Genomic DNA, 19,594 nt, shown 5'->3' with positions numbered 1-19,594 from the left:
TTTCATAAGTTAAACTATGCTATTCTCACCGCTCCTACGCGAATAATTTTACAGTCAGACATAAATACAGGATTTTTATGTTAACTAAGTTACTGCGATCAACACTCATTGGTCTTCTCACAGCAGCAATTCTCTTGATTGCAGTCCCTTCAATTCGCCCTATTTTTATTGAACGCCTACTTAATGGTGATTTTCTCAATGCGCCTTTTAGCTATAACACTGCGGTACGACGAGCTGCCCCTGCGGTTGTTAATGTTTATAGCAGTACGATGGGAAGTTTTTCTCAAGAAGGTCGTGAACTGACATCTTTAGGTGCCGGCGTCATTATGGATGGTCGTGGTTATATTCTGACTAATCAACATGTTATTAATAATGCGGATCAGATCCTTATCGCGCTCCAAAATGGTGATCTTTATGAAGGCTTACTTGTTGGCTCCGATCCGTTAACCGATCTTGCAGTATTAAAAATAGATGCCGATAAACTCCCGACGATCCCCATTAATACTAAACGAATTTCTCATGTTGGTGATGTTGTACTGGCTATTGGTAATCCATTTAATATTGGGCAAACTATTACGCAAGGGATCATCAGTGCTACGGGTCGCGTTGGATTAAGTCCAACACGTTACCAAAATTTCCTGCAAACAGATGCCTCGATTAATGAAGGTAACTCAGGTGGAGCACTCATTAATACAGAGGGCGAACTTGTGGGGATTAATACTATGACGTTTGACTCAGGAACCTACAATGGGTATCGCCCTAGTGCTGAAGGTCTCGGCTTCGCTATTCCGACCGAACTGGCTGTAAAAATCATGAATAAACTTATTCGTGATGGTCGTGTTATCCGTGGCTTTATTGGTATTACAGCAAAAGAATTACCACGAATTCGCTCATCGAATACCGATATTAAGCAAATTCAAGGGTTGCGTATTTTTAGGATCACCCCAAATGGCCCTGCAGATAAAGCGGGGATCAAAACAGGCGATATCATCCTTAGTATTAATCATGCGCCAGCGACTTCTGCGATGGAAATGATGGACTATATTGCAGAAACGCGCCCCGGTACGGTATTACCTGTCACGGTATTACGCGAAGGCAATGAGATCAATGTTGATGTGACTATTTCTGAATACCAGCCTGAATCATAACTAACAAAAAATCTCCCTATGCTTAGCTAGTAGGGAGATTTCATATAAAACGTCGCACTTTGTAAGCAATTTTCTTTAAAGCTTTCAGTGTTGCGATAGTCCTCTAATGTGCTGTGATTACAACCGCTATATTGTCCTTCTTTAGTACCATCATTTTGCCAACCACATACAGGGCAGATCTCAAAAAATGCCTCATCTTTATCTTTGAAAACAAAATAATGGCACGCAACACAACTCACTTCTAAAGGAAGATGACAACTTCGCTTTTCCATAGGATGGGCTCTCCTATTACATTATTAATGATACTATTCGCTCTTACTCTCTTTATTGGCAACTGAGTTATTTTCAACAGTATGCCAAATCTTTTCCGCTTTTCGTCCAATAAAAATCAGTGAAACCGCCAAAATAAAGAAGAAAATCGCACTGTGTAAACTATCCCAGAAATATTCAAAGAATCGGGTATAAAGGTTGATACCAAGGAATGTTAGACCAAAACCTCTTAACATACCGTCATCGGTTTTAAGGCTAATATAAATACAGATAACTGAAACGACAGCAAATAACAGTGCCCAAGGTAACAAATTCACACTTGAAGTACGATACCAAGTATCAGGATCGTAATTACCGAAAATAGACATTATCCATAGCGCAATAAACAGATAGGTCAGCCCCATTATTTTTGTCATGGTAAATAAACGACGGTGTACCAACATATTTTGTAGGAAATAACAGCCTGCTAATAATATCGCACCAAAGAAGACAAAACGGATAGGATAGTTCATCCCTAACCAATAAGCGCCCCAACCAGAGACATAGCCTGTTTCAGCACCAAACCAATTTCCTAACATCAACAAGAAGAATAACCACACCAAAGAGGAGCGACTAATAAATCCAATTGCACCATAAATGACACAGCCAATTAAAAAGAGAGGCGCAATATGGCCACTTCCTGTATCCAGTAATTCTCCCAGTTGCCAAAGAAAAATAGCCGTAAACATCACACCTAAAAAGAGAATAAATTCGGTACTGTAATGCCACTGTGTTTCTTTTCGCTGACGTTTAAATCCCCAAAAATAGAGCGCTGAAGCAATCAGTGCAGGAGATATCACACGCATAATTTCAGAAACACTAAAAATCTCAATAAGATAATAAACTAATGCACTATCACTAAAGATACTGCCAGCAGCAATAATCAAGCACACCATTGCTATCCAAAATGCATAGCGGCTCAACCGTTTCCAATCAAAGGGAATTCGGTGCAATGTACTTCCTAATTGCTGATATTCTTGTTCTGAAATCTCACCGGATTGTTGCCATTCATCCAGTGCTTGACGAACCAGGCGCTCTTGTTTCCTTGTTACCTGCATATATGTTCTTTCCTTTTAGCTCATAGTGATTTTTATAACACAGGTCTGTTTTTCTTACTGTATCTTGCCACGAAAGAAATGCCTTATGAATTATCCTATTCTATTGAGAGCCCTATTAAAATAATGCGCAAAAAAAAACCATAGCACAACAATATGCTATGGTTTTAAAGGCTAAAAAGGATGACTAAAATAAATTAGTCATTAGAGCGCAAACGTTCTATTTTTGCCCCTAATCCTTGTAATTTAGCTTCAATATTTTCATAACCACGATCGATATGATAAATACGATCAACAATGGTTGTGCCTTCAGCAATACAACCTGCAAGTACTAAACTTGCAGAAGCACGTAAGTCCGTTGCCATTACTTGTGCGCCTGAAAGTTTTTCAACACCGTGGCATAACACAGTATTACTTTCGATTTCAGCGTGAGCCCCCATACGGATTAACTCAGGAATGTGCATAAAACGATTTTCAAAAATAGTTTCAGTGATCATTCCTGCACCTTCAGCAACTAAGTTTAAAAGGCTGAATTGTGCTTGCATATCGGTAGGGAAACCTGGATGTGGCGCAGTACGCAATGTCACCGCTTTAGGACGTTTACCATGCATATCAAGGCTTATCCAATCTTCACCAACTTCAATATCAGCACCTGCTTCACGTAATTTTGCCAACACTGCATCTAATGTGTCAGGTTTAGCATTACGACAAACAACACGACCACGAGAAATCGCAGCAGCAACTAAGAAAGTACCTGTTTCAATACGATCAGGTAGGATTTGATAAGTACCACCACCAAGACGCTCTACGCCTTCAATAGTAATACTATCTGTGCCTGCACCGCTGATTTTGGCACCTAATGTATTAAGGAAGTTTGCAGTATCTTCAATTTCTGGCTCTCTTGCCGCATTCTCAATAATGGTTTTGCCTTCAGCTAACACCGCCGCAGTCATAATAGTGATAGTGGCACCCACGCTCACTTTATCCATGACGATATGTGCGCCTTTTAAACGTCCATCAACGCGTGCTTTCACATAACCTTCATCCAGTGTGATCTCAGCGCCTAATTGCTCTAAACCTGTAATATGAAGATCAACAGGACGAGCACCAATAGCACAGCCACCCGGTAAAGAAACCTGACCTTGGCCAAAACGCGCCACCAGCGGACCTAAAGCCCAAATAGAAGCACGCATGGTTTTTACTAATTCGTAAGGAGCGCAAAATTCATTAATGTTACGAGCATCAACGAAAACAGAGCCATTGCGTTCAACATTAGTTCCTAAGCGATTAAGTAACTTAATCGTGGTATCGATATCTTTTAATTTAGGAACATTCGTTAATTCTACTGGCTCTTCGGCAAGGATCGCAGCGAACAGGATTGGTAGTGCGGCATTTTTTGCGCCTGAAATAGTGACCTCACCTGATAAACAGGTTGGCCCTTGTACTCTAAATTTATCCATCTGTAGAACTCTCTTTTTTATTTTGCTGTACGCTGTATACCTACTGAATCAAAGCCCGTTAAGTTTACGATCTCTCTTCCACTCTTCAGGTGTGTAGGCTTTAATAGACAAAGCGTGAATACGGTTATCTGCGATATATTCCATCAAAGGGGCATAAATGGTTTGTTGTTGTTTTACTCTGCTCATTCCCTCAAACATTGCGCCAACAACGACAACTTGAAAGTGACTACCATCACCATTGACGATGACTTCATCTAAAGACAGGCTGTCCATTAATACTTGTTTGATTTCATTTGTATCCATAATTGCTCAATCTCAACGTTAAAATAATAATCAGTCGTCTATCCTAATGGAATCCGCTCTACTCTTAAACCATCAAAAACCCCCTTAATGATAAAAGTATCACGAAGGGGGCTTTTTAATACCTTTACTCAAAATCTGTATTAGGCAATATTCATAATTTCATCAAGATCATAGAGTGTAATTAAGGTCTGAAAACGCTCACTTACGCCTTGAATAATAAATTGACGATTTTGCTCTTCCATTTCTGCTTTTAAGTGAACAAAAAGTGCCAACCCAGTTGAATCAATATGTCCTAAGGCAGAAATATCAATGATATTAATATCAGCTAATAATGTTTTACGTTTCTGCCAAACAGGCAATAACGTTTCACGATCTAGCGTTCCTTGGAAATAGAGGACACCCTCCTTTTTTTCCCAATTTAACGAAGCTGACATGTTATTTTTTCTCATCCAGTGTAATTGGTGTTTTAGCACTGATTTCTAACTGTTTTGTTAAACCATCAACACCTTTAGAATTTAAAATATCTGACCATTCATTCTGTTTTGTAGTGATCATGCTGACACCTTCAGCAATCATATCATAAGCTTGCCATTCGCCTGTTTTGCTGTTTTTACGCCATTGGAAATCAAGGCGAACTGGTGGGCGACCATTTGTATCAATGATAGTGACACGAATAGTTAACGTTGATTTATCTGCGAAAGGTTTTGCAGGTTCAATACGGTACTCTTGGCCTTCATACATCGCTAATGCTTGACCATATACTTGAGCTAGATACGCTTCAAATGCAGTGAAATAAGCATCACGTTGTGCTGGTGTTGCATTACGATAATGCGGTCCTAACACTAATGCACCCGCATATTTAATATGCACATAAGGCAATAATTCTTGCTGAACAATTTGACGTAAAACTTCAGGGTTTTTACGAATTTCAGGCTGTTCATTTTTTAATTTACTAAAGGTCTTTTGCGCCGCATCTTCCATCAATGCATAAGGATTAGTTTTATCTACTGCCATTGCAAAAGGCGTTATCACTAATAGTGCGACCATCAATAAGCGTTTAAACATACGTTCGCTTCTCCTCAAATAGGGTTTCAATAATACGATGCATTTATGACGCTAGATCTAGCTAAATGTATAAGTGCATCGTATAGGAATTAATGATTAAGGTAATGCAGAGTGTTCTTGCGTTGGTTGAGATTCAGATTTTGCTGAATCATCACCATCACCCGTTTTATAAAGGAATTGACCAATAAGATCTTCTAGTACCATTGCTGAATTGGTGTTTGTGATCCGTCCTCCGTCTTTGAGCAGAGTAGAATCTAATGCTTCATCATAAAAACCTAAATTCAATGCAAGGAACTGTTCACCTAATAAACCCGATGTACGAATAGACAGTGAGCTACTTTCTGGAATGTGGTCATAAATGCTCAAAATATCGAGAGCGACTTCAGGTCGATAGTTCCCTTCATCTTCTTCTTTTAAAGTGATAGAAGAAACACGACCAATCACCACACCACCAATCTTAACTGGGGAGCGTTCTTTTAACCCACCAATATTACCGAAGCTGGCATAAACACGATAAGTTGGTTGATTACCCATTTCTTTAATATCAGCTACTTTAAGGCATAAGAAAATCACGGCAGCTAACGCAATCAGAACAAATAGACCAACCCAAACTTCAATTTTTTTACTTTGCATGACTTAGTTCCCAAACATCAGTGCTGTTAGCACAAAATCTAAACCCAATACGGCTAACGATGAATGAACAACGGTACGTGTTGTTGCTCTGCTAATCCCTTCTGATGTTGGGATTGCGTCATACCCGTTAAAGAGCGCTATCCAAGTGACGGTAATGGCAAAAACGACACTTTTAATAAAGCAGTTTACTAAATCGAGTCGCCATTCAACGGCACCTTGCATAGATGCCCAGAAAAAGCCTTCATCGATCCCTTTCCAATCCACACCCACAATTGCACCACCCCAAATACCGATGGCAACAAAAATAAGTGAAAGCAATGGCATACTAATAAGACCTGCCCAAAAACGAGGCGCAACGACACGTCTTAAAGGATCGACTGCCATCATTTCTAAACTAGAAATTTGTTCTGTGGCTTTCATCAAGCCTATTTCAGCTGTTAAAGCAGAGCCCGCACGACCCGCAAATAATAATGCCGTCACGACTGGACCTAATTCTCTTAACAATGAAAGTGCGACCATCATGCCAAGACTCGCTTCAGCACTAAAGGTTGTTAAAACAAGATAGCCTTGTAATCCCAACACCATGCCAATAAATAAGCCAGACACCATGATAATTAATAAGGATTGAACGCCGACGTTATACAGTTGCTTCAATAATAGAGGCCACTGTTTACGAAATTCAGGCTTACCGACTAATGCTCGAAAGAGCATAATGCCTGCTCTACCGAAGGTTGCAAAAATCGCTAACGCTCTAACGCCAATGCGAGATAATAAATTTACCACGTACTAATTTCCTCGTCCTAATAGGTCGTCCTGATAATCTCCCGCAGGAAAACGGAATGGTACAGGGCCATCAGCAATACCATCTAAAAACTGTCTTACTTGCCTATTTGGATTGTCCTGTAATTCTTGTGCGCTACCTTGAGCAATGACTTTCTGCTCTGCAACAATATAGGCGTAATCGGCGATACTTAACACTTCTGGCACATCATGGGAAACCACAACACAAGTCACACCAAGCGCATGATTTAACTCATCAATTAGCTTAACAAGCACACCCATTGTGATAGGATCTTGCCCAACAAAAGGCTCATCAAACATAATCAATTCAGGATCAAGCGCAATGGCTCTTGCTAATGCCGCCCTTCTCGCCATTCCTCCTGATAATTCAGAAGGCATTAAACTTGCTGCACCACGTAAACCCACGGCTTCAAGTTTCATCATCACCGTTGTACGGATTAATGCTTCAGGTAAATTTGTATGCTCTCTTAGTGGAAATGCCACATTTTCAAACACATTCATGTCTGTAAACAGTGCGCCTGATTGAAAAAGCATACTCATTTTCTTTCTTGCCTGATACAACGCGGAGCGTGATAGCGCAGGAATATTGTCGCCATCAAACCAAATTTCACCACTATCTGGAAGGATTTGTCCTCCCATTAGGCGTAACAAGGTTGTTTTACCAATCCCTGAAGGGCCCATAATCGCAGTCACTTTTCCTCTTGGTACAACAAGATTGATCTCAGAGAAAATCTTTCTGCTACCGCGAGTGAAGTTCATATTGCGCACTTCAATTAGATTGTCAGATTGTGCGTTCATGAATAAAACATCCTCAAGCCTGTCTGCATAAACGAATTTTTACGCTATTTTGGCAGGTCATTCGCTATGTTACAAAGAAATCACCACTATTTAGCAATTTATTGCACGGTTAATTTTACTTTTCGTGCTTGGCTAGTCAAAATATGGTTAATTAGCAAAACCTTTTGACAATATGTTTTTTTATCAGCCCTGTCTTATTGGTTTTTTCTTTATTCGCTCATTGTTGGAAAACTGATGGCATGTTGATTACTTTGTCTCTTTTAATTTTTGGGTTGATGCTACTCGTTTATGCATCAGACCGATTAGTTTATGGTGCGAGCGTTTTTGCGCAATCGTTAAAAATCCCACCTGCCGTTATTGGTATCTTAATTGTAGGCACCGGTACTTCACTGCCTGAGCTTTTTGTTTCAACCGATGCTGCTGTTCATAATTTACCTGATATTGCTATCGGGACAGCCATTGGCTCTACACTCACCAACCTTCTCCTCATCGCTGGTATTGGCGCGATGATTTATCCTATGAACATTCAATCCGCAGTGCTAAAAAAAGAGCTTCCCTTGATGATTATAGTCATCATACTTGTTGGCATTATCGTTTCTAGCGGAAACTTAGGGCTTAGAGAAGGCACGCTGCTCTTTTTTATTGGTTTTGCATCCATCTTTCTAATGATAAAAACGATGCATAAAACACTAACACAAGAGCGTCACGTATTACCTTTAGAAACCTTAACGCGTTTTGAATTACAGACAAATCCCCGTAATTCTGTTGCACTTTTTTGGGTTGTTATTGCTTTACTTATTATTCCAGTTGCAACCCAAATGATATTGGATAATGTCTTTATTTTAATGCAACAGTATCATCTTAGTGGCTTTTTTGTTGGTTTAACCTTGCTATCGATTGGAACAAGCCTACCTGAATTAGCAACAACTATTGTGGCAGCACTAAGACGCGAGAATGAATTAGCATTAGGGAATATTATAGGTGCTAATATTTTCAATCTCACTTTTGTGTTAGGAATGCCAGCATTACTCTCACCAAGCACATTTAATATCAACACATTTTATTTTAGCTTTGCTGTGCTTGGTGTCGCCAGTTTACTGTTTTCTCTCTTTTCATTAGGGCGCAAACGACGTCTTAATCGAGGAAAAGGGATATTCTTGTTAGTTTGCTTTATTGTTTATATTACGGTGTTGTGCGTCGCACATTCTCTCTTAACCTAAAATAAATGGTACAAAAAAATGACCGAGTTTGATTTTCAGCAAGCGGGTAAAAAAGTCCTTCATATTGAACGTGATGGGTTAGCTGAACTAGAACAATACATCAATGATGACTTCACTCTAGCCTGTGAAAAAATTTTCCACTGCCAAGGTAGAGTCATTGTTATGGGTATGGGTAAATCTGGCCATATTGGACATAAAATTGCGGCGACATTCGCCAGCACAGGAACACCTTCTTTCTTCGTTCATCCCGGTGAAGCAAGCCATGGCGACTTAGGCATGGTGACAGAAAAAGATATTGTTTTGGCGATTTCAAACTCAGGTGAAGCCAGCGAAATCCTTGCGCTGATCCCAGTACTTAAACGTAAACAGATAACACTGATTTGTATGACACGCACTCCTCAAAGTACAATGGGGAAAGCGTCTGATATTCATCTTTGTATCAAAGTACCTAAAGAAGCCTGTCCTTTAGGTCTTGCACCAACAACCAGTACAACGGCAACCTTGGTAATGGGGGATGCACTAGCAATAGCACTGTTACGTGCCCGTGGTTTTACTGCTGAAGATTTTGCGCTCTCTCATCCTGGAGGGGCATTAGGTCGTAAATTACTCCTTCATGTCAGTGATTTAATGAATAAAGAGGCAGATATCCCTCGCGTCACTAAAGATGCCACTTTACGTGAAGCACTTGTCGAGATAACCCGTAAAAAATTAGGTATGACCGTCATTTGCGATGATAGTATGCTGATCAACGGTATCTTTACTGATGGTGACTTACGAAGAATATTTGATTTAGGGATAGATCTGAACAATGCCAAAATTTCAGATGTTATGACAAGAGGCGGTATTCGTATTCGCCCAGATTGTTTGGCAGTTGAAGCACTGAATTTAATGCAAGCAAAACATATCACCTCGCTATTAGTAACAGAACAAGATAGTGATATCCTGTTAGGTGTTTTACATATGCATGATTTATTACAGGCTGGTGTTGTATAAGATAGTCATAACGTTCGAAGGATAAAAATGAATACAATGATAGAAACTTGTTATGGTGCAGTAAGCGAGCAAATCATCAAAAAAGCAGAAAAAATCCAATTGCTGATTTGTGATGTTGATGGTGTGATGTCGGACGGACTCATTTACATGGGCAATAATGGCGAAGAATTAAAAGCCTTTAACGTTCGTGATGGGTATGGCATCCGTTGTTTGCTTACATCAGGCATTGAGGTTGCTATCATTACAGGTCGTCAGTCTAAACTGTTAGAAGATCGTGCTAAAACCCTTGGCATTACATATCTTTACCAAGGTCAGCATAATAAGCTTTTGGCGTATCAACAACTGTTAGATACACTAAACCTTAAACCTGAACAAACAGCCTATATTGGTGACGACCTGATTGATTTACCTGTAATGGAAAAAGTAGGACTTTCTGTCGCCGTGGCTGATGCACATCCATTACTTACACCTCGTGCTAATTACGTGACTCGCATTGCGGGGGGGCGTGGTGCAGTACGAGAATTGTGCGATTTAATCCTTTTAGCGCAAGGTCGGCTTGAAGAAGCTAAAGGTCTTTCGATTTAACGTATAACGATACAGAATGAATAAATTAAAATCCTGGTTTACCTTAATTCTTGCCATTATCGCCCTTGGGCTGATTGGCTGGAACTATACTAATAACACTGAATTCGGTGATGGTGAGATTGTTGATGATGGTCAGCCAACCTATCAATCCAAATCATCGATATCTTTTGTTTATGAACCAACGGGTATACTCGGATATAAACTTGTTGCTGATGATGTTAAAAACTATGCTCAGCAAAAGTTTACATGGTTTACTAACCCTGTCTTAACTACCTATTCACCGACAGGGGATGCAACATGGACAGTACGCGCAAATAAAGCCAAGCTAACAAACAGTAAAATGCTCTATCTTTATGGCGATGTTCAAATTGATAGCTTAACAGATGATTCTCAACTACAGAGAATAAGCACAGACAATGCTATCGCAAATTTGGATACACAGGATGTTTCCTCTGATGATGAAGTGACTATTATCGGCGTCGGACTGAAATCAGTCGGCTTAAAAATGCGAGGCAATCTGCGCGAGAAACGTGCAGAGCTGATTGAAAAGGTAAACACCTATTATGAGATCCCTAATGAATCAAAAAATCCGTAATACACTGATTATCGGTACACTTTTAGCGATAAGTGTACCTGCGATGGCGCTTAAAGATGACACACAACAACCTATTGTTGTGAATTCAGAGAAACAGTCGCTTGATCTAGAAAAAAACGTTACAACCTTTACACAAAATGTTGTGATCAAACAAGGTTCTATCGATATTCGTGCTGATAAAGTTGTTGTCACACGCCCGGGTGGTGACTCCAAAAGGATCGTAATAGAAGCGTTTGGTAACCCTGTGACTTTTTATCAGTTACAAGATGATGGCAAACCTATCAAAGGTCGTGGCGAGAAAATGACCTATGAAATGGATAAAGAGTTAATGACCTTAACGGGTAAAGCCTATCTTGAACAATTAGACAGTAATATCACCGGTGATAAGATCACTTATCTCGTCCCAACTCAGCAAATGGAAGCGTTTAGCGGTAAAGGTAAACAAGTGACTACTGTTTTACTGCCTTCCCAGTTGCAAGAGAAAGGCCCTGGTGTTAACAACAAAGGTAAGTAACACTTTATGGCGCTGTTAAAAGCTGAAAATTTAGCGAAAGCATACAAAGGGCGCACCGTTGTCGGTGATGTAAGTCTGAACGTTAATTCAGGTGAGATTGTCGGCTTACTTGGACCTAATGGTGCAGGTAAAACAACCACATTCTATATGGTTGTTGGCATTGTAGCTCGTGATGCAGGTAGTATTACAATTGATGATGAAGACATTACGCTGTTACCGTTACATGAACGAGCACGTAAAGGCATTGGCTATCTTCCTCAAGAAGCGTCTATTTTTAGACGCTTAAGCGTTTATGACAATATTATGGGGATCTTAGAAATCCGCCATGATCTAACGCCTGAAGAACGAAAAGACCGTGCAGAAGAGCTACTAGAAGAGTTTAATGTCAGCCACTTGCGTAACAGCTTAGGGCAATCATTATCAGGGGGTGAACGCCGCCGTGTTGAAATCGCGCGGGCATTGGCAGCAAACCCCAAATTCATTTTATTAGATGAACCTTTTGCGGGTGTTGACCCTATTTCGGTATTAGATATTAAAAAAATTATCCAGCATCTACGTGATTATGGATTAGGTGTACTGATTACTGACCATAACGTTCGTGAAACATTAGATGTATGTGAACGTGCTTATATTGTCAGCCAAGGTCACCTTATCGCTCATGGTTCACCAGAAGAAATTCTTGAAAATGAGCAAGTTAAACGTGTTTACTTAGGTGAAGGCTTCCGCCTGTAATCTTTGATTCACTTTTACTCTGTCATGGATGACAACAGCAAAGGACTCATCGCATTATTATGAAACAAAGTCTGCAACTTCGTCTTAGTCAGCAACTGGCAATGACGCCACAGCTACAACAGGCTATTCGTTTGTTGCAACTTTCGACGCTTGAATTACAACAAGAAATTCAGCAAGCGCTTGAGTCTAATCCACTTCTAGAACAAGACGACGATCAACAAGATCCCGTTTCAGACGATACCTCTCATACAGAAAATCAGTCCGACTCTACAACAGAAACAACAACCGAAAACGAAGTTGAAGAGTTCGATACGCTGGATGCTTTAGAGCAAAAAGAGATGCCTGATGATCTCCCTTTAGATACTCAATGGGAAGAGATCTACACCGCAGGCACACCTTCTGGCACCAGTAATGACTATACTGATGATGAACTTCCACTGTATCAAGGCGAAACAACGGCTTCATTGCAAGATTACCTAACATGGCAGGCTGATCTCACTCCGTTTTCAGAAACAGACAGAGCAATTGCGATAAGTATTATCGATGCTATTGATGAAACAGGATATTTAACTGTCACAACAGATGACATCCTTGCTGGAATGGGCGATGATGAGTTAGAGCTTGATGAAGTCGAAGCCGTATTAAAACGTATCCAACGCTTTGATCCTATTGGTGTTGCTGCGCGTGATTTAAAAGAGTGTCTTTTGATTCAGCTATCCGCTTTTTCAACAGAAACACCTTATCTTAAAGAAACGCAGTTAGTGATCAGCCAATATTTAGAGTTGCTAGGTAACCGTGACTTTCGCCAATTGATGCGTCAAACGAAGTTACGTGAAGAGACACTTAAATCGGTTATTGAGATGATCCAGTCTCTTGATCCTAAACCCGGATTAAGTATTGATACAGGCGAGTCAGAGTATGTTATTCCAGATATACTGGTAAAAAAATCAGGTGAGCGCTGGCAAGTTGAGTTAAATACAGATAGCATTCCTCGCCTACGAATAAATGAGACCTACGCAGCATTGGGTCAATCGACCCAAAATGAGAGTGATGGAAAATTTATTCGTGATAATTTACAAGAAGCCAAATGGCTGATAAAAAGTTTAGAAAGCCGTAATGAGACATTATTAAAAGTCGCTCATTGCATTGTTGACACACAGCAGGCATTTTTCGAATTGGGTGAAGAGCATATGAAACCCCTTGTGTTAGCAGATATTGCTGAACAGGTTGAAATGCACGAATCCACCATTTCTCGAGTGACAACGCAAAAATTTTTGCATTGCCCGAGAGGAATTTTCGAATTGAAGTATTTTTTCTCTAGCCATGTGAATACTGATAGCGGAGGCGAAGCCTCTTCAACAGCAATCAGGGCTTTAGTGAAGAAACTAATCGCAGCAGAAAATCCAGCGAAACCACTTAGTGATAGTAAACTGGCTGATATGCTCGGAGAACTTGGAATACAGGTTGCTCGACGCACTGTTGCGAAGTATAGAGAGTCATTATCCATCCCGCCTTCAAATCAACGCAAAGAGTTGGTTTGAGCATAATTGAGAAGGAAGACACTATGGAACTTCAAATCACTGGTCATAATATTGAATTAACCGATGCTCTGCGTGATACCGTCAAAGCAAAAAGCGCGAAATTACCTCAGTTCTTTGACAAAATTAATAACGTTCAGGTGATCCTGAAAGTCGAGAAAGTTAATAAAATCGCGGAAGCGACCATTCAAGTTAACGGCGGTGAATTGCATGCCTCTGCGGAAGCAGAAGATATGTACGCAGCAATTGATGGATTAATGGATAAACTGGCTCGTCAATTAACCAAACACAAAGATAAACTGAGACAACATTAATTCATTTCCCATTGTAAAATGGGGATACAATCGGCGAAGTTACTGCGTTGTTTATGACTCGGTTTAAGCCAACGCCTAATCAATATCAGTAACAAAAAACCAGATGTCACTTTGTGGCATCTGGTTTGCTGGTCTAAGTGAATAAGACAATGAACAACGATACAAAGATGAATATTAGCGACGTACTTTCTCTGGCATGTACGCATAATGATGTACATTGCACGAGTAAAAAGCGCGCGTTAGAAATTATCAGTGAAAATGCAGCTAAAGCACTTAATTTACCCGAAACACTGATATTTGAAGCTTTATTAACGCGTGAAAAAGTCGGTACAACAGGGATTGGGGGGGGGTTAGCTATCCCTCATGGACGTATTGAAAGTGATGAAACAGAAAAAGTAGTTGGTGTGTTTCTTCACCTAAGCGAACCTATTGCCTTCGACGCTATTGATAATCAACCTGTCGACTTGTTGTTCGCATTACTCGTTCCTGCGACACAATGTAAGGAACATTTACACACACTGTCTTTGATTGCAAAACAGTTGGCAGACAAAAATTTATGTCGCCGACTACGCTCCGCACAAAGTGATGAAGAGCTTTATCAGATTATCACAGAATAACCCCTACGGGTTTAGTAGGACGCGAATAGCATACAGTGGAATGATATTCATCACTGGGAAATTATAGGGGAGCTACCTCATGGTGCTGATGATAGTCAGCGGACGCTCTGGTTCAGGTAAGTCAGTCGCTTTGCGTGCGCTTGAAGACATGGGATTTTATTGTGTTGATAACTTACCTGTTGATCTTTTACCTGAGCTCGCAAAAACACTGGCTGAACGTGATGCTTCTGCTGCCGCAGTCAGTATTGATGTCCGAAATATGCCAGAGTCGCCGGAGATCTTCGAAAAAGCGCTGGAAAGTTTACCCGCTGAATATTCTCCACAACTCTTATTTTTAGACGCAGATAGAAATACCTTAATTCGTCGTTATAGTGATACTCGACGTCTTCACCCTCTTTCGACCAAGAACCTTTCGTTAGAAATGGCAATTGATACCGAAAGTGATCTGCTTGAGCCATTGCGATCACGCGCTGATCTCATCATTGATACTTCTGAGATGTCAGTTCATGAGCTCGCAGAAATGCTGCGTACTCGCTTGTTAGGTAAGCGTGAACGTGAGCTGACGATGGTCTTTGAATCGTTTGGCTTTAAACATGGTATTCCTATTGATGCAGACTATGTTTTTGACGTGCGATTCTTACCAAATCCACATTGGGATCCTAAACTGCGTCCAATGACAGGTCTTGATCGCCCTGTCGCGGCATTTTTAGATAGGCACACTGAAGTTCATAACTTTATTTATCAAACTAGAAGCTACCTTGAACTTTGGTTGCCGATGTTAGAAACCAATAACCGTAGTTATTTGACGGTTGCGATTGGTTGTACGGGTGGTAAACACCGTTCTGTTTATGTTGCAGAGCAACTCGCAGATTATTTCCGCTCTAGAGGGAAAAACGTACAATCACGTCACAGAACACTAGAAAAACGCAAATGACCCAATATCGACAAGTTGCGATTAAAAATCGACTCGGTATGCATGCAAGACCTGCAATGAAGTTGTTTGATTTAGTAAAAACATTTCAATCAACCGTCATTTTACGCAACAACGAAGGGGTTGAGGCACAAGCGGATAGTGTGATTGCTATGCTGATGTTAGATTCAGAGCAAGGCAGTCAAATTGATATAGAAGTTACAGGTAGTGATGAAAATGAAGCTATTGATGCTATTATCGCATTATTTGAATCGGGGTTTGATGAAGAATAATCGTAATAGAAAACAATAGATTAGCATTTCTTAACTAAATAACCCGAAAGAGACTGTGATCACTGTCTCTTTCTTTTTTATACAGAACCGCCTATTATCTCTTATATGAGTTTAACAACACCCCCACCTCACCCGTGGGGGTGTTGTTTTGCATTGGAATAAATTGGAGTGTGGTATGACAAAGCCAACAATTATCATCAACGAACTTGATGCAGAACGTTTAGATTCACTACTTGAACAACCGGCATTTGCAGATAGCCCGATTGCTGAAGCATTGAATGAAGAGTTAGATCGTGCTGACATTGTTACACCAGCTGATATCCCTGCTAATATTGTCACAATGAACAGCAAAGTCCGTTTTATGGACTTAAAAAATAATGAAGAGCGTACTCGTACATTAGTGTATCCTGCTTCATTAAAAGACAGCACTACTGAACTTTCCGTTATGGCACCAATGGGTGCTGCGCTACTAGGTTTAGCGATTGATGATGAGATCAGTTGGAAGCTGCCTAATGGCCTTGAAACTAAGGTTAAAGTATTAGAAATTCTATACCAACCTGAAGCTGCGGGTGAATTACACCGTTAAGCAGAGCTGAAGGTTCGCGTCTTATTTTTATCTTCTCAAATTGAAAAGCACACTGATAAACGCGATATCTCAGCCCATTGCGGGCTGAGATTAAAGGTTGCGATCAGTATCTAGAATTTACTCACCTGCAATACTCATTTCTGGTAATAACAACGATCCACACTGAACATTACTGCGCATCTCGATATCATCACCCATAGTGGCAATATTTGCCCACATATCTTTTAAGTTACCCGCAATAGTGACTTCACTTACAGGATATTGAATTTCACCGTTTTCAACCCAAAAACCGCTCGCGCCACGAGAATAATCACCTGTTACTGTGCTGACGCCTTGTCCCATCAATTCTGTCACAACTAGCCCTGTTCCCATCTCTTTTAACAGTGCATCAAATGATAAACCTTGCCCTGGGATATACCAGTTATGAATACCACCAGCATGACCATTACTTTTTAAACCCAATTTTCTTGCTGAATAAGTGGTTAATAGCCACTCTTGTAATACGCCATCTTTAATAATTTCGGCATCAGTTGTGCGCACACCTTCGCTATCAAATGGTGTTGATGCTAGGCCTCTCATTAAGTGAGGACGCTCTTGAATATTTAGCCATTGAGGGAAAATTTGCTTCCCTAAGCTATCGAGTAAACAAGAAGATTCACGATAAATCATGCTACCACTGATTGCCGCCACCAAATGGCCAAAAATACCAGTCGCAACATCGGCTGCAAAAATAACGGGGGCTTTCATGGTTGGGAGCTTACGAGGTGCAAGGCGAGATAAAGTACGGCGAGCACACTCTTGACCTACCCATTCAGGCGATTCCAGATCATCAAAACGACGACTAATGGTGTAGGCATAATCGCGCTCCATATCTTCACCATCACGAGCAATAACACAGCTCGACATAGAATAGCGTGAAGATGAATAGCTTTTTAATAAGCCAAGGCTATTACCAAATACACGGGTTCCACTGTGGCTATTAAAACTGCCCCCTTCTGTATTAATAATACGGCTATCGCTATCTAAAGCGGCTTTTTCTGCTCGTGATGCTAATTCAATCGCTTTATCTGCCGTTACTTCGGTAGGATGGTAAAGATCAAGGAAAGGCGCATCAAAGGCTAATAGCTCTTGATCAGCAGGTCCTGCATACGGGTCAACTGAAGTATAGCGTGCAATATCCACAGCGGCTTGTACAGCACGCTTAATTGCATCAGGACTTAAATCTGTTGAAGATGCACTACCTTTACGTTGTTGTTGGTAAACCGTAATGCCTAAAGCACCATCACTGTTAAATTCAACATTTTCAACTTCACCGTAACGCGTACTCACACTAATGCCCGTCGATTTATTAATAGCGACTTCAGCACTATCACACTGTTTAGCAGCCAGCTCTAATGCAAGCGAGACGGCGTCTTCAAGCTGTTTTACCTGATCTGAATTATTCATTGAGAACCATTTTTTCCTAAGGAGAACACCACTTTTTACTTATTTTTAGCAAAGTAAATCAATTGACAGGTGGTCAACAAGCGATTTTCCCAGTTACAATAGAAGATATATGAATGTTATCACCCGTCGGGCTTTTGGTCATTCACCAAATCACACTCCCGGCTTACTCTGCAACAGGAATTTTTATTATGGCAAAGCAGCCTGAAGAGTGGCATTACCTCAATCCTGAATTTGACGATACATCGTCAGAAGAGGAAGAAGAGGACGAAATCATCTGGGTCAGCAAAAGCGAAATTAAACGTGATGCTGAAGCACTCAAAAAACTGGGTACTGAATTAGTTGAATTAAGTGCACAAGAATTAGAGCGTGTACCATTAGATGAGAAATTATTAGCCTCTATTCAATTAGCACAAAAAGTACAGCGTGAAGCGCGCCGTCGCCAAATTCAATATATTGGAAAACTACTGCGCAATGTGGACGAAGATCCGATCCGTCAAGCGCTTGATAAACTGAAAAACCGTCACAACCAACAGATTTTAGTGTTACATAAACTTGAAGATCTGCGAATTCGCCTTGTCGAAGGCGGTAATGAAGTGATTGAAGAAGTCGTGGCGCTTTATCCAATGGCAGATCGTCAACAATTACGCACACTTATCCGTAATGCGAAAAAAGAAAAAGAAGCGAATAAGCCACCAAAATCATTCCGCTTACTATTTCAATATCTAAAAGATTTATCAGAATCAGCATAAAACCTGATCATCCTGAAAACGCAGTGTAAATTCTGTATCACTGCGATTTTCAGGGCGTACTTTTTGCGCTTAATTACTTTTTCGCTTTGTGCTCACAATGAAAGCTCAATGCCTCTTTACCAAGTTCATTCTGTGCTTCTTGCATCACTTCCACTAAAGGCTGAAAATCACGGGAATGATGAGGTAGATGCTTAAAAACAATACTGACAGGCAATTCTATTTCTCCTACTAACGCATCCCACAATGCATCTAGGTTATCGCCAAAATTATCATCTAACTGAAATTGCAGTGCAAAATCCTGATAAAAAGCATCTCTATCTACTAGCGTCTTAAAATCGAAGATAACCTGTTTCATTAAGGAGCAACCTTTGTCATTGTGCGGTAATGATCAGTGGTGACATAAATCAACCCATCATTCGAATAGAGCAATCTGTCGCTACCACGATGACCACAGTGATAATTCACATCAGCTTCATACCACTGGCGTCCTGCTTCTTCTGGTAGCTGTTTTTCACGGTTCATAAAGCGATCACCACCAATTGCTCTTCCCGGCAAAACTTCACATAAGTTACCTTCTTTCGCATTCCAACCTTGTTCTCTTGCCTGTTTTTTAGTGAGATAAAAACTTGGTAGCTGTTGATGACGTTGTAAATAGTTAGCCACTGCATTGGCTTGTGTTTTTTCATCAATAGAAAGAGGAATTTGTGCTGGTTTATTGCTGCTATTGCTTGATGATGTTGGAACAGAAACTGGCGATGAAGAGGAGGATACATTCGCTTCAGGAAGCAAACCTTTATAGAGAACACCAAATAAAACAGCAATAACAATAATAACTGGTAATAAACGTTTACCCATAAATTAGCACCTTCACTGTCGCTGGGATAAAAAACTCCATCAAAAGATGGAGTTTAATTAATACGTATAAATAAC

Annotated in this window: 26 protein-coding genes; 14 read left to right on the top strand and 12 right to left on the bottom strand. The window is 40.4% G+C overall.

Going from position 1 to position 19,594, the window contains the following annotated elements:
* The first annotated feature begins 77 nt into the window (after positions 1–77).
* On the top strand, positions 78–1,148 hold the full coding sequence (gene degS, locus EHE21_RS02810) for an outer membrane-stress sensor serine endopeptidase DegS (RefSeq protein WP_194951783.1): 1,071 nt from the start codon (positions 78–80) through the stop codon (positions 1,146–1,148).
* A gap of 26 nt (positions 1,149–1,174) precedes the next feature.
* Here the strand turns inward: degS and EHE21_RS02805 are convergent, their stop codons facing one another.
* From EHE21_RS02805 to mlaF, 9 genes are all read right to left on the bottom strand, one after another.
* Positions 1,175–1,420 carry a CPCC family cysteine-rich protein gene (locus tag EHE21_RS02805; protein WP_098941202.1) on the bottom strand — a complete coding sequence of 82 codons (246 nt, stop codon included), beginning with the start codon at positions 1,418–1,420 and terminating at the stop codon, positions 1,175–1,177.
* A 33-nt stretch (positions 1,421–1,453) separates the two neighbouring features.
* Complete coding sequence (locus EHE21_RS02800; RefSeq protein ID WP_194951782.1) at positions 1,454–2,515, bottom strand: DUF2157 domain-containing protein; 1,062 nt, start codon at positions 2,513–2,515, stop codon at positions 1,454–1,456.
* A 194-nt stretch (positions 2,516–2,709) separates the two neighbouring features.
* Entirely contained in the window at positions 2,710–3,972 is a 1,263-nt protein-coding gene (murA, locus tag EHE21_RS02795) for a UDP-N-acetylglucosamine 1-carboxyvinyltransferase (RefSeq protein ID WP_088493805.1), read from the bottom strand.
* Positions 3,973–4,020: 48 nt separating this feature from the next.
* The gene (gene ibaG / locus EHE21_RS02790) at positions 4,021–4,275 is read right to left on the bottom strand and encodes a BolA family iron metabolism protein IbaG (RefSeq protein ID WP_006535338.1); all 255 of its coding nucleotides are present in this window, start codon (positions 4,273–4,275) and stop codon (positions 4,021–4,023) included.
* Between the two features lie 140 nt (positions 4,276–4,415).
* Entirely contained in the window at positions 4,416–4,709 is a 294-nt protein-coding gene (gene mlaB / locus EHE21_RS02785) for a lipid asymmetry maintenance protein MlaB (protein WP_088493806.1), read from the bottom strand.
* A gap of 1 nt (position 4,710) precedes the next feature.
* Positions 4,711–5,340 (bottom strand): phospholipid-binding protein MlaC, encoded by a 630-nt coding sequence (gene mlaC, locus EHE21_RS02780; RefSeq protein WP_075671443.1) that lies wholly within the window; start codon positions 5,338–5,340, stop codon positions 4,711–4,713.
* A 96-nt stretch (positions 5,341–5,436) separates the two neighbouring features.
* Positions 5,437–5,973, bottom strand: coding sequence for an outer membrane lipid asymmetry maintenance protein MlaD (gene mlaD / locus EHE21_RS02775; protein ID WP_109393143.1), 537 nt, complete (start codon positions 5,971–5,973; stop codon positions 5,437–5,439).
* A 3-nt stretch (positions 5,974–5,976) separates the two neighbouring features.
* Positions 5,977–6,756 (bottom strand): lipid asymmetry maintenance ABC transporter permease subunit MlaE, encoded by a 780-nt coding sequence (mlaE, locus tag EHE21_RS02770; RefSeq protein ID WP_075671447.1) that lies wholly within the window; start codon positions 6,754–6,756, stop codon positions 5,977–5,979.
* A 3-nt stretch (positions 6,757–6,759) separates the two neighbouring features.
* A complete protein-coding gene (gene mlaF / locus EHE21_RS02765) occupies positions 6,760–7,572 on the bottom strand; it encodes a phospholipid ABC transporter ATP-binding protein MlaF (RefSeq protein WP_072063774.1) in 813 nt (270 codons plus the stop codon).
* Between the two features lie 239 nt (positions 7,573–7,811).
* Here mlaF and EHE21_RS02760 point away from each other — a divergent pair, with 239 nt between their 5' ends.
* From EHE21_RS02760 to rnk, 12 genes are all read left to right on the top strand, one after another.
* Positions 7,812–8,792, top strand: a complete 981-nt coding sequence (locus EHE21_RS02760) for a calcium/sodium antiporter (protein WP_194951781.1) — start codon at positions 7,812–7,814, stop codon at positions 8,790–8,792.
* An 18-nt stretch (positions 8,793–8,810) separates the two neighbouring features.
* Complete coding sequence (gene kdsD, locus EHE21_RS02755) at positions 8,811–9,785, top strand: arabinose-5-phosphate isomerase KdsD (protein WP_075671453.1); 975 nt, start codon at positions 8,811–8,813, stop codon at positions 9,783–9,785.
* A 27-nt stretch (positions 9,786–9,812) separates the two neighbouring features.
* On the top strand, positions 9,813–10,370 hold the full coding sequence (gene kdsC / locus EHE21_RS02750) for a 3-deoxy-manno-octulosonate-8-phosphatase KdsC (RefSeq protein ID WP_098941210.1): 558 nt from the start codon (positions 9,813–9,815) through the stop codon (positions 10,368–10,370).
* Between the two features lie 16 nt (positions 10,371–10,386).
* Positions 10,387–10,965 (top strand): LPS export ABC transporter periplasmic protein LptC, encoded by a 579-nt coding sequence (lptC, locus tag EHE21_RS02745; RefSeq protein ID WP_075671457.1) that lies wholly within the window; start codon positions 10,387–10,389, stop codon positions 10,963–10,965.
* Positions 10,946–11,479 carry a lipopolysaccharide ABC transporter substrate-binding protein LptA gene (gene lptA, locus EHE21_RS02740; RefSeq protein WP_075671459.1) on the top strand — a complete coding sequence of 178 codons (534 nt, stop codon included), beginning with the start codon at positions 10,946–10,948 and terminating at the stop codon, positions 11,477–11,479. Before lptC ends, lptA begins: the two co-directional genes overlap by 20 nt.
* A 6-nt stretch (positions 11,480–11,485) precedes the next feature.
* Positions 11,486–12,211, top strand: coding sequence for an LPS export ABC transporter ATP-binding protein (gene lptB / locus EHE21_RS02735; RefSeq protein WP_006535352.1), 726 nt, complete (start codon positions 11,486–11,488; stop codon positions 12,209–12,211).
* Positions 12,212–12,270: 59 nt separating this feature from the next.
* Positions 12,271–13,752, top strand: a complete 1,482-nt coding sequence (rpoN, locus tag EHE21_RS02730; protein WP_194951780.1) for an RNA polymerase factor sigma-54 — start codon at positions 12,271–12,273, stop codon at positions 13,750–13,752.
* Between the two features lie 23 nt (positions 13,753–13,775).
* Positions 13,776–14,063, top strand: a complete 288-nt coding sequence (hpf, locus tag EHE21_RS02725) for a ribosome hibernation promoting factor (protein WP_036913954.1) — start codon at positions 13,776–13,778, stop codon at positions 14,061–14,063.
* 149 nt (positions 14,064–14,212) lie between these two features.
* A complete protein-coding gene (ptsN, locus tag EHE21_RS02720; RefSeq protein WP_023582879.1) occupies positions 14,213–14,680 on the top strand; it encodes a PTS IIA-like nitrogen regulatory protein PtsN in 468 nt (155 codons plus the stop codon).
* Positions 14,681–14,759: 79 nt separating this feature from the next.
* Complete coding sequence (gene rapZ / locus EHE21_RS02715) at positions 14,760–15,614, top strand: RNase adapter RapZ (RefSeq protein ID WP_023582880.1); 855 nt, start codon at positions 14,760–14,762, stop codon at positions 15,612–15,614.
* Positions 15,611–15,883 (top strand): PTS phosphocarrier protein NPr, encoded by a 273-nt coding sequence (npr, locus tag EHE21_RS02710; protein ID WP_006535359.1) that lies wholly within the window; start codon positions 15,611–15,613, stop codon positions 15,881–15,883. Before rapZ ends, npr begins: the two co-directional genes overlap by 4 nt.
* A 175-nt stretch (positions 15,884–16,058) precedes the next feature.
* Entirely contained in the window at positions 16,059–16,469 is a 411-nt protein-coding gene (rnk, locus tag EHE21_RS02705; RefSeq protein ID WP_075671465.1) for a nucleoside diphosphate kinase regulator, read from the top strand.
* 117 nt (positions 16,470–16,586) lie between these two features.
* Here the strand turns inward: rnk and pmbA are convergent, their stop codons facing one another.
* Entirely contained in the window at positions 16,587–17,915 is a 1,329-nt protein-coding gene (pmbA, locus tag EHE21_RS02700) for a metalloprotease PmbA (protein ID WP_194951779.1), read from the bottom strand.
* A gap of 188 nt (positions 17,916–18,103) precedes the next feature.
* Between pmbA and yjgA the strand changes: the two genes are divergently transcribed.
* A complete protein-coding gene (gene yjgA / locus EHE21_RS02695; protein WP_088495963.1) occupies positions 18,104–18,664 on the top strand; it encodes a ribosome biogenesis factor YjgA in 561 nt (186 codons plus the stop codon).
* 73 nt (positions 18,665–18,737) lie between these two features.
* On the opposite strand, the gene EHE21_RS02690 is transcribed toward yjgA, so the two are convergent.
* Together EHE21_RS02690 and EHE21_RS02685 are read right to left on the bottom strand one after the other, a co-directional pair.
* Positions 18,738–19,019 (bottom strand): barstar family protein, encoded by a 282-nt coding sequence (locus EHE21_RS02690; RefSeq protein WP_088493812.1) that lies wholly within the window; start codon positions 19,017–19,019, stop codon positions 18,738–18,740.
* A complete protein-coding gene (locus EHE21_RS02685; protein WP_194951778.1) occupies positions 19,019–19,519 on the bottom strand; it encodes a ribonuclease domain-containing protein in 501 nt (166 codons plus the stop codon). The genes EHE21_RS02690 and EHE21_RS02685 overlap by 1 nt, the downstream gene beginning before the upstream one ends.
* Positions 19,520–19,594: the final 75 nt, after the last annotated feature.

The sequence above is a fragment of the Proteus sp. GOKU genome (genome assembly GCF_015475555.1).
GTDB lineage: Bacteria > Pseudomonadota > Gammaproteobacteria > Enterobacterales > Enterobacteriaceae > Proteus > Proteus mirabilis_B.
This window is presented reverse-complemented; position numbering and strand designations above follow the sequence as displayed.

Coding starts and splice junctions, on each gene's coding strand:
- degS (WP_194951783.1), top strand. CDS start 78: ATGTTAACTAAGTTACTGCGATCAACACTCATTGGTCTTCTCACAGCA.
- EHE21_RS02805 (WP_098941202.1), bottom strand. CDS start 1,420: ATGGAAAAGCGAAGTTGTCATCTTCCTTTAGAAGTGAGTTGTGTTGCG.
- EHE21_RS02800 (WP_194951782.1), bottom strand. CDS start 2,515: ATGCAGGTAACAAGGAAACAAGAGCGCCTGGTTCGTCAAGCACTGGAT.
- murA (WP_088493805.1), bottom strand. CDS start 3,972: ATGGATAAATTTAGAGTACAAGGGCCAACCTGTTTATCAGGTGAGGTC.
- ibaG (WP_006535338.1), bottom strand. CDS start 4,275: ATGGATACAAATGAAATCAAACAAGTATTAATGGACAGCCTGTCTTTA.
- mlaB (WP_088493806.1), bottom strand. CDS start 4,709: ATGTCAGCTTCGTTAAATTGGGAAAAAAAGGAGGGTGTCCTCTATTTC.
- mlaC (WP_075671443.1), bottom strand. CDS start 5,340: ATGTTTAAACGCTTATTGATGGTCGCACTATTAGTGATAACGCCTTTT.
- mlaD (WP_109393143.1), bottom strand. CDS start 5,973: ATGCAAAGTAAAAAAATTGAAGTTTGGGTTGGTCTATTTGTTCTGATT.
- mlaF (WP_072063774.1), bottom strand. CDS start 7,572: ATGAACGCACAATCTGACAATCTAATTGAAGTGCGCAATATGAACTTC.
- EHE21_RS02760 (WP_194951781.1), top strand. CDS start 7,812: ATGTTGATTACTTTGTCTCTTTTAATTTTTGGGTTGATGCTACTCGTT.
- kdsD (WP_075671453.1), top strand. CDS start 8,811: ATGACCGAGTTTGATTTTCAGCAAGCGGGTAAAAAAGTCCTTCATATT.
- kdsC (WP_098941210.1), top strand. CDS start 9,813: ATGAATACAATGATAGAAACTTGTTATGGTGCAGTAAGCGAGCAAATC.
- lptC (WP_075671457.1), top strand. CDS start 10,387: ATGAATAAATTAAAATCCTGGTTTACCTTAATTCTTGCCATTATCGCC.
- lptA (WP_075671459.1), top strand. CDS start 10,946: ATGAATCAAAAAATCCGTAATACACTGATTATCGGTACACTTTTAGCG.
- lptB (WP_006535352.1), top strand. CDS start 11,486: ATGGCGCTGTTAAAAGCTGAAAATTTAGCGAAAGCATACAAAGGGCGC.
- rpoN (WP_194951780.1), top strand. CDS start 12,271: ATGAAACAAAGTCTGCAACTTCGTCTTAGTCAGCAACTGGCAATGACG.
- hpf (WP_036913954.1), top strand. CDS start 13,776: ATGGAACTTCAAATCACTGGTCATAATATTGAATTAACCGATGCTCTG.
- ptsN (WP_023582879.1), top strand. CDS start 14,213: ATGAACAACGATACAAAGATGAATATTAGCGACGTACTTTCTCTGGCA.
- rapZ (WP_023582880.1), top strand. CDS start 14,760: ATGGTGCTGATGATAGTCAGCGGACGCTCTGGTTCAGGTAAGTCAGTC.
- npr (WP_006535359.1), top strand. CDS start 15,611: ATGACCCAATATCGACAAGTTGCGATTAAAAATCGACTCGGTATGCAT.
- rnk (WP_075671465.1), top strand. CDS start 16,059: ATGACAAAGCCAACAATTATCATCAACGAACTTGATGCAGAACGTTTA.
- pmbA (WP_194951779.1), bottom strand. CDS start 17,915: ATGAATAATTCAGATCAGGTAAAACAGCTTGAAGACGCCGTCTCGCTT.
- yjgA (WP_088495963.1), top strand. CDS start 18,104: ATGGCAAAGCAGCCTGAAGAGTGGCATTACCTCAATCCTGAATTTGAC.
- EHE21_RS02690 (WP_088493812.1), bottom strand. CDS start 19,019: ATGAAACAGGTTATCTTCGATTTTAAGACGCTAGTAGATAGAGATGCT.
- EHE21_RS02685 (WP_194951778.1), bottom strand. CDS start 19,519: ATGGGTAAACGTTTATTACCAGTTATTATTGTTATTGCTGTTTTATTT.